Source organism: Pseudomonas sp. R3-52-08 (genome assembly GCF_003851745.1).
In the GTDB taxonomy this organism is placed as follows: domain Bacteria; phylum Pseudomonadota; class Gammaproteobacteria; order Pseudomonadales; family Pseudomonadaceae; genus Aquipseudomonas.
In genome coordinates this window covers 5,208,996-5,221,826 of record NZ_CP027730.1, presented here as the reverse complement: position 1 = coordinate 5,221,826, position 12,831 = coordinate 5,208,996, and the positions used below count along the sequence as shown (strand labels likewise).

Sequence of the window (12,831 nt, the reverse complement as noted above, 5' to 3'; positions counted from 1 at the left end):
TTTGTTGCCTCACCACAGGCGGCGTCCTACACGAAGCAGAGTGACAGCGACTCGGCGATGTAGGCAGGTTTCTCCTGGCCTTCGATTTCCAGGGTGGCGGTGGCCTTGAACAGCCATTGGCCGGGTTTTTTCTCGTGGACATCGGTGAGCGTGACGTTCAGGCGCACCTTGGAGTCGACCTTTACCGGCTGGATAAAGCGCACGCTGTCGAGGCCATAATTGACCGCCATCTTCAGGCCTTCGGGCATGATCAGGATGTCTTCCATCAGCTTGGGCATCAGCGACAGCGACAGGAACCCATGGGCGATGGTGCTGCCGAACGGGGTGTGCGCCGCCTTGACCGGGTCGACGTGGATGAATTGATGATCGCCGGTGGCCTCCGCGAACAGGTTGATGCGCGCCTGGTCGATGGTGAGCCACTCGGAACGTCCGAGTTCCTTGCCGATATACTCTTTGAGCTGCGCTACGGGTACCTGGGGCATTGCATCTCTCCTGGTTTCATCGTTTTTATCCCCCGCTGATGAGGGTTTTTTTATGGGATACAGAGAACCAATGTAGATCATCATGGGCAATCAGCCCGGTCAACGACATGCTTTTGGCGAATGCCGGAGCATAGGGCGGGCGTGCTTATAATGCGCGCGGGCTTTAAGGGGGAGAAAGCGGATGCTGTTACGTGGCCTGACCTGGCTGGTGTTGTTTCAACTGATTGGCACTGCGATCAATCATCTGCTGTTGCCGGTATTGCCGGGGCCGATCATCGGCCTGCTGCTGATGCTCGGCTTTCTGATCTGGCGCGGCGAAGTCAGCGAGCCGCTGAGCCTGGCGGCCGGCAGCCTGCTGCGGTATCTGCCGTTGCTGCTGGTGCCGCCGGCCGTGGGCGTGATGGTGTATGCCAAGGACATCGTTGCAGACTTCTGGGCCATTGTCGGCGCGCTGGTGCTGTCGCTGATCATCGCCATGGCGGTCGTCGGCGTGCTGATGCAACAGATGGTCAAGCGCAAGGAGAAGGGCCAATGATGTTCGACTGGCAGGGTGCCTGGACGGCCGTCATTCATCACCCGCTGTTCGGGATCGGCATCACCCTGGGTGCTTATCAACTGGTACTGGCGGCTTTCGAGAAAACCCGCTGGATTTTCCTGCAGCCGGTGCTGGTCTCCATGTTGCTGGTGATTGGTGTGTTGCTCACTTGCGGCCTGAGCTACGTCGAATACCGCGAAAGCACCGAGATCATGGGCATTCTGCTGGGGCCGGCGACGGTAGCCCTGGCGGTGCCGCTGTATCTGAACCTGCGCCGGATTCGCCAATTGTTCTGGCCGATTTTTACTACGCTGGTGATAGGTGGGGTGTTGGCCACCGGCCTGTGCGTGGTGTTGGGCTGGTGGTTCGGCGCTGAACACAGGGTGCTGATGACCATGGCGCCCAAGTCGGTGACGTCGCCGATTGCCATGCTGGTGGCCGAGCAGATCGGTGGCGTGGCGGCATTGGCTGCGGTGTTCGTGTTGATCACCGGGGTGGTCGGCGCCATGATCGGCCCGTCGCTCCTGTCGCGCCTGGGCGTGCACAGCCCCGAAGCACGCGGCATGGCCCTGGGTATGACGGCGCATGCCGTTGGCACCTCGGTGGCCCTGCAGGAAAGTGAAGAATGCGGCGCCTTCGCGGCGCTGGCGATGAGTCTGATGGGCGTGGCCACGGCGGTGTTCCTGCCGCTGGCCGTGTCGGTGATCGTTTGAACCGGGTTTAAGGAAACCTTTATGAGTCTGGCGCTGTTCCCGCTCAACACTGTGCTGTTCCCTGGCTGCACCCTCGATTTGCAACTGTTCGAGGCGCGCTACCTGGACATGATCAGCCGCTGCATGAAAAAGGGCGAAAGCTTCGGCGTGGTGTGCATCCTTGACGGCAAGGAAGTCGGCCTGGCCCCGGACGGCTATGCGCTGATTGGCTGTGAGGCGCTGATTCGCGACTTCAAGCAACAGGACAACGGCCTGCTGGGCATTCGTGTCGAAGGCGGGCGGCGTTTCCGCGTACGTGGCGCCCAGGTGCACAAGGACCAGTTGCTGGTGGCCGAGGTGCAGTGGCTCGAAGAGCTGCCGGACCAGCCGCTGGAAGAAGAGGATGCCGACCTGCTGGCGCTGCTGCAGGCATTGGCGGAGCACCCGATGGTCGCTTCGCTGGATATGGACGCCCATGCCGAGGGCCAGCAGGCCCTGGCTAATCAGCTGGCGTATCTGCTGCCGTTCACCGAGGCCGACAAGCTCGACCTGTTGCAACTCGACGATCCGCAGCAGCGGCTGGATGCGATCCAGATGCTGCTGGATGAGTTGCAAGGTGAGTTGTTCACCTGAAATCCCGGCCGACGCTCAATAGGCGTACCTGAGCAACGCGTGCGAGGTGCCGGTAAGGGCGATAAAACCGAGCACGGCCACCAAGGCGGGCAACACCAGCCACCAGGCTTTTTGCGTCATCGCGGGCAAGGGGCTGCGGTACTGACTGAGGCTGAGGCTGAACGCGCAGACGGTCATCGCCAGCAGCGTGCCGGCCAGGATGTCCGTGGGCCAGTGAGCACCCAGGTACACCCGCGACAAGGCAATGAACGCGGCGGGTATGCAGCCCAGTAGCAGCCAGGTAAGTCGTAACCGCGTGGGTTGGCCGCGCCCGGCCAGTACCGCCAGGGCCAGGAAGAACGCAAACGCGCCGGAGGCATGGCCGCTGGGCATGCTGAAGCTGGTGAGCGGTTCGGTGAGGATTTCCGGGCGGCCACGGGCGAAGAAGAGCTTGGTGCCGGTGTTGATCACGGCGGCTCCCGCCAGTGTGGCGCCAACGAATAGGGCATGACGCCACTGTCGCGCCAGTAACAGCAGGCCGGTGAACACCGCGCTGGCCACGAACATTTTCTTGAACTCGCCCAGCTGGGTGATGCGCACCATCACTTCGTCAAGCCACGGGCTGCGATGTTCCTGCACCAGGGCGCTCAGGCCCTGGTCGAAATGGTTGAGGTGCGGGTAGCCGATGAACAGCGCGACCAGCAAGGTCAGGCTGGCGCAACCAATCCACAGGGTAGCGCGACGATGACCGCGCAGGCTGCTGTTCAAACTCAACCCCAGCAGCACCGCCAGGCAGGCCGCGACAATGGCCGCTTCCGGCCAGAAACCTTCCGGCAGTGGCAGGCGGAACGCAGCGCCAGCGGCCCATCCCGGCAGCAGATAAGCCACCGACCAACCCGCTGCCGCGATAACGCTCACGGCCGCAAAGCGCGGGAACGGCATGTCGCACATGCCGGCCACCATCGGCAGCATGGGGCGCAGCGGGCCGATGAAGCGCCCGACCAGCAGGCTGGCGATGCCGTACTTATGGAAGTAGGTTTCGGCGCCATTCATCCACTCGGGATGCTGACGAAGGCCGGGCAGGCGCCGGATGTTCTGGTGGAAATGCCGGCCCAGGTAGTAGGAAACCCCATCGCCCAATAAGCCGCCGAGGAATCCCAGCAGCAGGGTTTCGCTCAACGACAGCGCGCCGCTGCCGGCCAGTGCGGCAATCGCGAACAGCAGCACCGTACCCGGCACGATCAGTCCGGCGATGGCCAGGCATTCCACGCACGCAACGATAAACACCGCCGCCGCCAGCCATTGTGGGTTCAGGGTCAGCCAGCCGGTAATGCTATCGAGCCAATGGCCCATACACTCCACTCCATACGTAATCTGAAACGCTGATGATCAAACTGTGGGAGGGGGCTTGCTCCCGATGACGGTGGGTCAGTATCAGATGGTCTGACTGACACACCGCTATCGGGAGCAAGCCCCCTCCCACATGGAGCATCAAATCAAAAAATAATCGCGGCCTTCGACCTGTCCCCGCCGCAGCGGGTTCCGTGTGCAATAAGGCGCATAGCCAGCATCGACGAAACGGTACATCAAATGCTCATCGCGCCCGCTGGGGATGCCCAGTCGTGTGGTCTGGATGACCTGCGTCGGTACTTGGCCTACGTCTTCCACATACAACAGTTCCTGATCGAAGCGCTTGGCATCCCACATCGGCACCTTCAGGCCCAGCGCCTTGCACAGCAGCGTCTGGCCTGCACAGAGTTTCTGCGCGGCGCGCGGGCTGCCGTCGGGGTTCGGGTTGTTCAACAGCATTTGCGCCAGGCTCGCCGGGCCGGAAATTTCATCGACCCAGGGATACGCCGATTTGATCAGCACGGCATTGCCCGGGCCATGGGCGCTGAAATTCAGCGAATCACCGCCACGGGCGTAATACATATAGATATGCCCGCCATCCAGAAACAAAGCCTTACGCTTTTCTGTGTAGCCGAGTGAGGCGTGGCTGCCTTTTTCGGCCACGTAATAGGCTTCGGTTTCAATAATTCGGGCTGAAAGCCAAATTCCGCCGACACGATGACGGATGACTTTTCCGAGCAGTTCTTGCGCGAGCAACTGTGCGTCGCGGTCGAAGAAGCTGTCGGGAAGGGCGCTGGCAGGGAGTTCGGGCGTCATTGTGGGCATAACATTCAAGGTAATTACGGCTAAATGTGACGGAATCATAACAACTCCCACCTTAATTACTGCTGAACCCCAGGTTTTTACAGTTCATTTCGACCATCCGCCCCTCACCGCTGTCAGTCGGGCGGCGTCACAGCTATAATCTGCCGCTTTCCTCTTTGCCAAGACTACCTGACCCATGACTGAGTCCGTTCTTGACTACATGACCCGCCTGGGTCGCGCTGCCCGTCAGGCCTCGCGGTTGATCGCCCGTGCGAGCACTGCGCAGAAGAATCGCGCGTTGTTGGCCGCCGCCGACGCTCTGGATGCTTCGCGCCCAGCGCTCGCCGCCGCCAACGAACAGGACCTGGCCAACGGCCGCGCCAATGGCCTGGAGCCGGCCCTGCTGGATCGCCTGGCGCTGACCCCGGCGCGTATCGACGACATGATCGAAGGCTTGCGTCAGGTGGCCAAGCTGCCTGACCCCATCGGTGAAATCCGCGATATGCGTTACCTGCCGTCCGGCATTCAGGTCGGCAAGATGCGCGTGCCCCTGGGCGTGATCGGCATCATCTATGAGTCGCGCCCGAACGTGACCATCGACGCCGCGAGCCTGTGCCTCAAGTCGGGCAATGCCACCATCCTGCGCGGCGGTTCCGAGGCCATCAACTCCAACCGTGCCATCGCTGCCTGCATTCAGCAGGGCCTGGCCGTGGCCGAGTTACCCGCCGAGGTGGTGCAAGTAGTGGAAACCACTGACCGCGCGGCGGTTGGCGCGTTGATCACCATGCCGGAATTCGTCGACGTGATCGTGCCGCGCGGTGGCAAAAGCCTGATCGAGCGCGTCAGCCGCGACGCCAAGGTGCCGGTGATCAAGCACCTGGACGGCGTGTGCCACGTCTACATCGACATCGCCGCCGACCTCGACAAGGCCATCCGCATCGCCGACAACGCCAAGACCCACCGCTACGCGCCGTGCAACACCATGGAAACCCTGTTGGTGCACGCCGGCATCGCCGAGCGCGTGCTGCCGCCGCTGGCCGCCATTTATCGCGACAAGGGCGTGGAACTGCGCGGTTGCGAGCGTACCCGCGCGTTGCTGGGCGCGGACGTGATCGAGGCGACCGAGCAGGACTGGTACACCGAGTACACGGCGCCGATCCTGTCGATCCGCATGGTCGACGACCTGGATCAGGCCATCGAGCACATCAATAAATACGGTTCCAAGCACACCGATGCCATCGTCTCCGAGCATTTCAGCGATGCCCGGCGTTTCCTCAATGAAGTGGACTCCGCTTCGGTGATGGTCAACGCCTCGACGCGCTTTGCCGATGGCTTCGAGTACGGCCTGGGGGCGGAAATCGGCATCTCCACCGATAAGCTCCATGCCCGTGGCCCGGTTGGCCTGGAAGGCCTGACCAGCGAGAAGTACGTGGTGTTCGGCGACGGTCACGTGCGCACTTGATGGCTAAACGCATCGGGCTGCTCGGCGGTACTTTCGACCCCGTGCACATCGGCCATTTACGCAGTGCCCTGGAAGTCGCGGATGCCCTGGCGCTGGATGAATTGCGCCTGATGCCCAATTTCCGGCCGCCCCATCGCGATACGCCGCAGGTGTCAGCGCAGCAGCGCCTGGAAATGGTGCGCGTTGCCGTGGAGGGTATATCGCCGTTGGTGGTGGACGATCGCGAGCTCAAGCGCGATAAACCGTCCTACACTGTCGACACCCTGGAACTGATGCGCGCCGAGTTGGCCGCCGATGACCAGTTGTTTCTGCTTTTGGGCTGGGACGCATTTTGCGGCCTGCCCTCTTGGCATCGCTGGGAGGAGCTCCTCCAGCATTGCCACATCCTGGTTCTGCAACGCCCGGATGCCGACAGCGAACCGCCGGATGCCTTGCGCAACCTGCTGGCTGCGCGGTCGGTAAGTGACCCCTTGGCCCTGACCAGGCCGAACGGGAATATTGCATTCGTCTGGCAGACCCCGCTTGCGGTGTCCGCCACCCAGATCCGTCAACTGCTGGCCAGCGGTAAGTCGGTACGTTTCCTGGTGCCTGACGCGGTCCTGGCCTACATCGATGCGCACGGACTTTACCGTGCGTCGAACTGAAAAGGCGCGCTTGTCGCTACGCACCGTCGTGCAGCGAGCGCCCGAACATACGAGCAAAACGAGTTTTATATGACGAACAAAGACGTAAGCAAAGTTAAGCGCAAAGGTACCTTCAAGAGCGCGCCGCTGCCGGTAGAAGCCCACGTTGGCCCGGAACTGGCTGGCGAAGAGCTGGTAAAAGTTGCCGTGGCTGCCCTGGAAGACGTGAAAGCCCAGGACATCCAGGTGCTCGACGTGCGCGACAAGCAGAGCATCACCGACTTCATGATCATCGCCACCGGTACCTCCAACCGCCAGATCGGCGCGATGCTGGACAAGGTTCGCGAAGCGGTCAAAGCCCAGGGCGTGAAGCCACTGGGTGAAGAAGGCAAGGGCGACAGCGACTGGGTACTGCTGGACATGGACGACGTGATCGTTCACATGATGACCTCCAACGCCCGCCAATTCTATGACCTGGAGCGTCTGTGGAAAGGCGCCGAGCAGAGCCGTGCCGCCGATGGCAAGCACCACAGCCCGGAAGTGGGCCACGCGCACTTCGACAAGCTCAACAAAGACCAGGAATAAGGAACGGCTGTGCGCCTGCGTCTGATCGCTGTCGGTTCACGCATGCCCAAGTGGGTGGAAGAGGGCTGGCACGAGTACGCCAAGCGTCTGCCTGCCGAGCTGTCGCTGGAGCTGGTGGAAATACCGCTCAACACCCGGGGCAAGAATGCCGACGTGGCGCGCTTTATCCGTCAGGAAGGCGAAGCCATGTTGGCCAAGGTCGGGCCCAACGAGCGCATCGTTACGCTCGAAGTGCACGGCAAGCCCTGGAGCACCGAGCAGTTGGCGGTGGAGCTGGACCGCTGGCGCCTGGATTCGCGCACCGTCAACTTCATGGTCGGCGGCCCCGAAGGGCTGGCGCCGGAAGTCTGTGCGCGGGCCGATCAGCGCTGGTCGCTGTCGGCACTCACGCTGCCGCACCCGTTGGTAAGGATTCTGATCGGTGAACAGCTGTATCGCGCCTGGACAGTTCTGTCCGGGCATCCTTATCACAAATAATCTGCGCCATTCCCGATGACCCAGCCGATCCGCATCAAGGACCACGAGAAAGACGCACGTCTGGTACGTGCGCGCGTGGTATTTGGCGCGATCATGGTGGTGGCGCTGATCGGGGTGCTGATCGCGCGCCTGTATTACCTGCAGGTGATCCAGTACGAATATCACTCCACCTTGTCGGAAAACAATCGGGTGCATGTGCAGCCGATCCCGCCGACCCGTGGGCTGATTTTCGACCGCAATGGCGTGGTGGTGGCGGATAACCGGCCCAGCTTCAGCCTGAGCATGACCCGCGAGCGTTCCGGCGACTGGCAACAGGTGCTCGATGTGATCGTCGAAGTGCTGCAGTTGACGCCGGAAGACCGAGTCATCTTCGAGAAGCGCATGAAGCAGGGGCGCCGGCCTTTCGAGCCGGTGCCGATTCTGTTCGAGCTGAACGAAGAGCAGATCGCACGGATCGCGGTGAACCAGTTCCGCTTGCCGGGCGTGGAGGTGGTGGCGCAGTTGGTGCGGCATTACCCCCAGGGGCCGCACTTTGCGCACTCGGTCGGCTATATGGGGCGCATCAACGAGAAAGAGCTGAAAACCCTCGATCCGGTCAATTACAGCGGCACCCATCACATTGGCAAAACCGGCATCGAGCGTTTCTACGAGCCCGAGCTGCACGGCCAGGTGGGTTACGAAGAGGTCGAGACCAACGCCCGCGGCCGCGTGTTGCGCGTGCTCAAGCGCACTGATCCGTTGCCGGGCAAAGACATCGTGCTGAGCCTGGACATCAAGCTGCAGGAAGCCGCCGAAATGGCGCTGGGCGGTCGTCGTGGTGCGGTGGTGGCGCTGGACCCGAAGACCGGCGAAGTGCTGGCCATGGTCAGCCAGCCGAGTTTCGACCCCAACCTGTTCGTGACCGGCATCAGCTTCAGGGCCTACGCCGAGCTGCGCGATTCCATCGACCGGCCGCTGTTCAACCGCGTGTTGCGCGGCCTCTACCCGCCGGGTTCGACCATCAAGCCGGCCGTGGCGATTGCCGGCCTGGATTCGGGCGTGGTCACGGCGTCGAGTCGGGTCTATGACCCCGGCTACTACATGCTGCCCAACTACGATCACAAATACCGTAACTGGAACCGCACCGGTGACGGCTATGTCGACCTGGATACCGCGATCATGCGCTCCAACGACACCTATTTTTATGACCTGGCCCACAAGTTGGGTATCGATCGCTTGTCGACCTACATGGGCAAGTTCGGCCTCGGTCAGAAAGTCTCCCTGGACATGTTCGAAGAATCCCCAGGCCTGATGCCGTCGCGGGAGTGGAAGCGGGCGACGCGCCGCCAGGCGTGGTTCCCCGGCGAAACCCTGATCCTCGGTATTGGCCAGGGTTATATGCAGGCCACCCCGCTGCAACTGGCCCAGGCGACGGCGCTGGTGGCGAACAAGGGCATCTGGAACCGTCCGCACCTGGCCCGGACCATCGAGGGCGAGAAACCGCTGGATGAGAACCCGATCCCCGACATCGTGCTGCGCGACCCTTCTGACTGGAACAAGGTCAATCACGGTATGCAGCAGGTGATGCACGGCGCCCGTGGCACCGCACGCAAGGCGGCGATCGGTGCGCAGTACCGCATCGCCGGCAAGAGTGGTACCGCCCAGGTGGTCGCGATCAAGCAGGGTGAAAAGTACGACCGCTCCAAGGTTCAGGAACGCCACCGCGACCACGCCTTGTTTGTCGGTTTTGCCCCCGCCGATGACCCGAAAATCGTAGTGGCGGTGATGGTGGAGAACGGCGAGTCCGGCTCCGGCGTCGCGGCCCCGGTGGTGCGGCAAGTGATGGACGCCTGGCTGCTGACCGCCGACGGCAAGCTCAAGCCCGAATATGGCGGCCCCCCTTCAAGCCCCGAGGTTACGGCCCGTGAAGAGTAATTTTGACCGCATCCTCTCCAGTGAGGATGTGATGCGTCGCCGTGCGACGTTGCTGCAACGCATGCACATCGATGGCCCGCTGCTGGTGCTGCTGCTGATCTTGGCGGCGGGCAGCCTGTTCGTGCTGTATTCGGCCAGCGGCAAGAACTGGGACCTGCTGATCAAGCAAGCGTCTTCGTTCGGCCTGGGCCTGTTGTCGATGGTGGTGATCGCCCAACTCGAACCGCGCTTCATGGCGCGCTGGGTGCCGCTCGGTTATGTCGCCGGGGTTTTGCTGCTGGTGGTGGTGGACGTGATGGGCCACAACGCCATGGGCGCGACCCGCTGGATCAACATCCCCGGGGTGATTCGCTTCCAGCCGTCGGAATTCATGAAGATCCTCATGCCGGCCACCATTGCTTGGTACCTGTCCAAGCGCACGTTGCCGCCACAGCTCAAGCATGTGGGGATCAGCCTGGTGCTGATCGGCGTGCCGTTCATTCTGATCGTGCGCCAGCCGGATCTCGGCACCTCGTTGCTGATCCTGGCGGGCGGCGCGTTCGTGCTGTTCATGGGTGGCTTGCGCTGGCGCTGGATTCTCAGCGTGCTGGCCGCCGCCGTGCCCGTGGCCGTGGCCATGTGGTTCTTCTTTATGCACGACTACCAGAAGCAACGGATCCTGACGTTCCTCGACCCGGAGAGCGATCCGCTGGGTACCGGCTGGAACATCATCCAGTCCAAGGCAGCGATCGGTTCCGGCGGCGTGTTCGGCAAGGGTTGGTTGCTGGGTACCCAATCGCACCTGGACTTTTTGCCTGAAAGCCACACTGACTTCATTATTGCGGTGATGGGCGAAGAGTTCGGCCTGGTCGGCATTTGCGCGCTGCTGCTGATCTATTTGCTGTTGATCGGTCGCGGGCTGGTGATTACCGCGCAGGCGCAGACGCTGTTCGGCAAGTTGCTGGCCGGCAGCCTGACCATGACTTTTTTTGTTTATGTTTTCGTCAACATCGGTATGGTCAGTGGCCTGCTGCCGGTGGTAGGTGTGCCGTTGCCATTCATTAGCTACGGCGGAACTTCGCTGGTGACATTGCTGTCAGCGTTTGGGGTTTTGATGTCGATTCATACGCATCGCAAATGGATCGCACAGGTTTGAATAAGGTGAAGATGTCAATGCAAGTAATGCGCGGCTGGGCAACTCGGCATGCGTCCTGGATGGGCCTGATTGGGCTGCTGGGCGCAACGCAGGAGGTGCAGGCCGGTGACTACGATGGCTCACCTCAGGTCGCCGAATTTGTCGGTGAGATGACCCGCGACTACGGTTTCGCCGGTGAACAACTGATGGGCGTGTTTCGCGAGGCCCAGAAAAAGCAGGCGATCCTCGACGCCATCTCGCGCCCCGCCGAACGCGTGAAGCAGTGGAAGGAATATCGCCCGATGTTCCTCACCGACGCCCGTGTGGCGCGGGGCGTGGACTTCTGGCGCCAGCATGAGGCGGTACTGGCCCGCGCTGAGCAGGAATACGGTGTGCCGGCCCAGGTCATCGTCGCGATCATCGGCATTGAAACCTTCTACGGGCGCAATACCGGCAGTTACCGGGTGATCGACGCGTTGTCGACCCTGGGCTTCGATTACCCGCCCCGCGCCGAGTTCTTCCGCAAGGAGCTGCGCGAATTCCTGCTGCTGGCCCGCGAAGAACAGGTCGACCCGATGACTCTCAAGGGCTCGTACGCCGGGGCGATGGGCTTGCCGCAGTTCATGCCGAGCAGCTTTCGCGCCTACGCGGTGGACTTTGACGGCGACGGGCATATCAATATCTGGAGCAACCCCGATGATGCCATCGGTAGCGTGGCCAGCTATTTCAAGCGTCACGGCTGGGTCGGCGGTGAACCGGTGGTCGTTCGCGCCGATGTGACGGGCGAGCGTGCCGACGAAGGCCTGACCCAGGGTATCGACCCGGTGAAGACCGTCGGGGAGTTGCGAGCGCTGGGCTGGTCGAGTCAGAATGCGCCACGCGATGACATGCCGGTGACGGCGTTCCGCCTTGAAGGTGAAAATGGCCCGGAATACTGGATGGGCCTGAAGAATTTCTACGCAATCACGCGTTATAACCGCAGTGTGATGTACGCCATGGCCGTGCATCAGCTGTCAGACGAGCTGGTTCAAGCACGGGGCAACAAGTAATGCGGGTATCGCCGTTCAAAAAACCGCTCAAGCTGGTGGCGTTCGCCGCGTTGTCCCTGCTGATCGCCAGTTGCTCCACGACGCCGAACCGAGCGCCGGCCAAGAAGGCCGGTGGCGCTGTGGTTCGCGCCCAGCCGGGCCTGGACATCAACCGTGCGCACAAAGATGGCGCGCCGTGGTGGGATGTGGATGTGTCGAAGATCCCCGATGCCACGCCCACCTTGCACTCCGGCCCCTACAAGGCCAACCCGTATACCGTGCTGGGCAAGAATTACTTCCCGCTGCAGGACTCCAAGACCTACGTGCAGTCAGGCACGGCGTCCTGGTACGGCACCAAATTCCATGGCCAGAACACCGCCAACGGCGAAGTGTATGACCTGTACGGCATGAGCGCGGCGCACAAGACCCTGCCGCTGCCCAGCTATGTGCGCGTGACCAACCTGGACAACAACCGCACGGTGATCCTGCGGGTCAATGACCGTGGGCCGTTCTATTCGGACCGGATCATCGACTTGTCCTACGCCGCCGCGAAGAAACTCGGTTACGCCGAAATCGGTACCGCACGGGTCAAGGTCGAAGGCATCGACCCGGCGCAGTACTGGGCCCAGCGTGGCAAGCCGGCGCCGTTAATGCTCAACGAACCGCAAACCCCGCAACCGCAAGTGACGGCGTCGACCGGCAAGATCGAACAATGGACGCCGCCGCCGGCGCAGCATGCGCCGGATACGGTCGTCGTGCCCCGTGCCGCGCCGGGTGCCTCCACCGTGGGCGGGCAGTACCTGCAGGTGGGCGCTTTCGCCAACCCGGATGCGGCAGAACTGTTAAGGTCCAAGCTCAGCGGCATGGTCAGCGCGCCAGTGTTCATCAGCTCCATCGTGCGTAACCAGCAAACCCTGCACCGTGTGCGCATGGGTCCGATCGGCTCGCCGAGCGAGGTGGCGCAAGTGCAGAACAGCGTACGCCTGGCGAACCTGGGGCAACCCAGCGTAGTGACCGCAGAATAAGGCAATAAAGGACTGCAGGTTCAGGCGCATGCCTGGGCCCTGGTTGTTGGCTCGTTGAACAATAAAACCCAGGGGCAAGGGGTGAGCGGGCAACCGAACACGTGACAGTCTGGAAGCGGGCTGTCTGA

General features: G+C 62.1%; 14 protein-coding genes. 11 read left to right on the top strand and 3 right to left on the bottom strand.

Annotated elements, in window-relative coordinates:
- Positions 1-26: 26 nt before the first annotated feature.
- On the bottom strand, positions 27-482 hold the full coding sequence (locus tag C4J91_RS24050) for a MaoC family dehydratase (protein ID WP_124364564.1): 456 nt from the start codon (positions 480-482) through the stop codon (positions 27-29).
- Between the two features lie 181 nt (positions 483-663).
- Between C4J91_RS24050 and C4J91_RS24045 the strand changes: the two genes are divergently transcribed.
- Genes C4J91_RS24045 through C4J91_RS24035 form a run of 3 tightly spaced genes read left to right on the top strand, consistent with a single transcriptional unit; the run spans position 664 to position 2,342 of the window.
- The gene (locus tag C4J91_RS24045) at positions 664-1,017 is read left to right on the top strand and encodes a CidA/LrgA family protein (RefSeq protein ID WP_124364563.1); all 354 of its coding nucleotides are present in this window, start codon (positions 664-666) and stop codon (positions 1,015-1,017) included.
- A complete protein-coding gene (locus C4J91_RS24040) occupies positions 1,014-1,730 on the top strand; it encodes an LrgB family protein (RefSeq protein WP_124364562.1) in 717 nt (238 codons plus the stop codon). The genes C4J91_RS24045 and C4J91_RS24040 overlap by 4 nt, the downstream gene beginning before the upstream one ends.
- Positions 1,731-1,751: 21 nt before the next feature.
- Positions 1,752-2,342: an LON peptidase substrate-binding domain-containing protein gene (locus tag C4J91_RS24035; protein ID WP_124364561.1), complete on the top strand. Its 591-nt coding sequence runs from the start codon at positions 1,752-1,754 to the stop codon at positions 2,340-2,342.
- Between the two features lie 15 nt (positions 2,343-2,357).
- Here the strand turns inward: C4J91_RS24035 and C4J91_RS24030 are convergent, their stop codons facing one another.
- Both C4J91_RS24030 and C4J91_RS24025 read right to left on the bottom strand, forming a co-directional pair.
- On the bottom strand, positions 2,358-3,674 hold the full coding sequence (locus tag C4J91_RS24030; protein WP_124364560.1) for a bifunctional DedA family/phosphatase PAP2 family protein: 1,317 nt from the start codon (positions 3,672-3,674) through the stop codon (positions 2,358-2,360).
- Between the two features lie 138 nt (positions 3,675-3,812).
- Complete coding sequence (locus tag C4J91_RS24025) at positions 3,813-4,496, bottom strand: DNA-3-methyladenine glycosylase (protein ID WP_124364559.1); 684 nt, start codon at positions 4,494-4,496, stop codon at positions 3,813-3,815.
- A gap of 175 nt (positions 4,497-4,671) precedes the next feature.
- On the opposite strand from C4J91_RS24025, the gene C4J91_RS24020 reads away from it, so the two are divergent.
- The 8 genes from C4J91_RS24020 to C4J91_RS23985 all read left to right on the top strand — a co-directional run bounded on the left by C4J91_RS24020 (position 4,672) and on the right by C4J91_RS23985 (position 12,703).
- Positions 4,672-5,937: a glutamate-5-semialdehyde dehydrogenase gene (locus tag C4J91_RS24020; RefSeq protein ID WP_124364558.1), complete on the top strand. Its 1,266-nt coding sequence runs from the start codon at positions 4,672-4,674 to the stop codon at positions 5,935-5,937.
- Entirely contained in the window at positions 5,937-6,581 is a 645-nt protein-coding gene (nadD, locus tag C4J91_RS24015) for a nicotinate-nucleotide adenylyltransferase (RefSeq protein WP_124364557.1), read from the top strand. Before C4J91_RS24020 ends, nadD begins: the two co-directional genes overlap by 1 nt.
- A gap of 69 nt (positions 6,582-6,650) precedes the next feature.
- On the top strand, positions 6,651-7,145 hold the full coding sequence (gene rsfS / locus C4J91_RS24010; RefSeq protein ID WP_003176298.1) for a ribosome silencing factor: 495 nt from the start codon (positions 6,651-6,653) through the stop codon (positions 7,143-7,145).
- A 9-nt stretch (positions 7,146-7,154) separates the two neighbouring features.
- The gene (gene rlmH / locus C4J91_RS24005; protein WP_003176297.1) at positions 7,155-7,622 is read left to right on the top strand and encodes a 23S rRNA (pseudouridine(1915)-N(3))-methyltransferase RlmH; all 468 of its coding nucleotides are present in this window, start codon (positions 7,155-7,157) and stop codon (positions 7,620-7,622) included.
- Between the two features lie 15 nt (positions 7,623-7,637).
- Positions 7,638-9,536, top strand: a complete 1,899-nt coding sequence (gene mrdA, locus C4J91_RS24000) for a penicillin-binding protein 2 (RefSeq protein WP_124364556.1) — start codon at positions 7,638-7,640, stop codon at positions 9,534-9,536.
- Between the two features lie 31 nt (positions 9,537-9,567).
- The gene (gene rodA / locus C4J91_RS23995) at positions 9,568-10,671 is read left to right on the top strand and encodes a rod shape-determining protein RodA (protein WP_065952056.1); all 1,104 of its coding nucleotides are present in this window, start codon (positions 9,568-9,570) and stop codon (positions 10,669-10,671) included.
- Positions 10,672-10,688: 17 nt separating this feature from the next.
- On the top strand, positions 10,689-11,699 hold the full coding sequence (gene mltB, locus C4J91_RS23990; RefSeq protein WP_124364555.1) for a lytic murein transglycosylase B: 1,011 nt from the start codon (positions 10,689-10,691) through the stop codon (positions 11,697-11,699).
- Positions 11,699-12,703 carry a septal ring lytic transglycosylase RlpA family protein gene (locus tag C4J91_RS23985; RefSeq protein WP_124364554.1) on the top strand — a complete coding sequence of 335 codons (1,005 nt, stop codon included), beginning with the start codon at positions 11,699-11,701 and terminating at the stop codon, positions 12,701-12,703. The genes mltB and C4J91_RS23985 overlap by 1 nt, the downstream gene beginning before the upstream one ends.
- Positions 12,704-12,831: the final 128 nt, after the last annotated feature.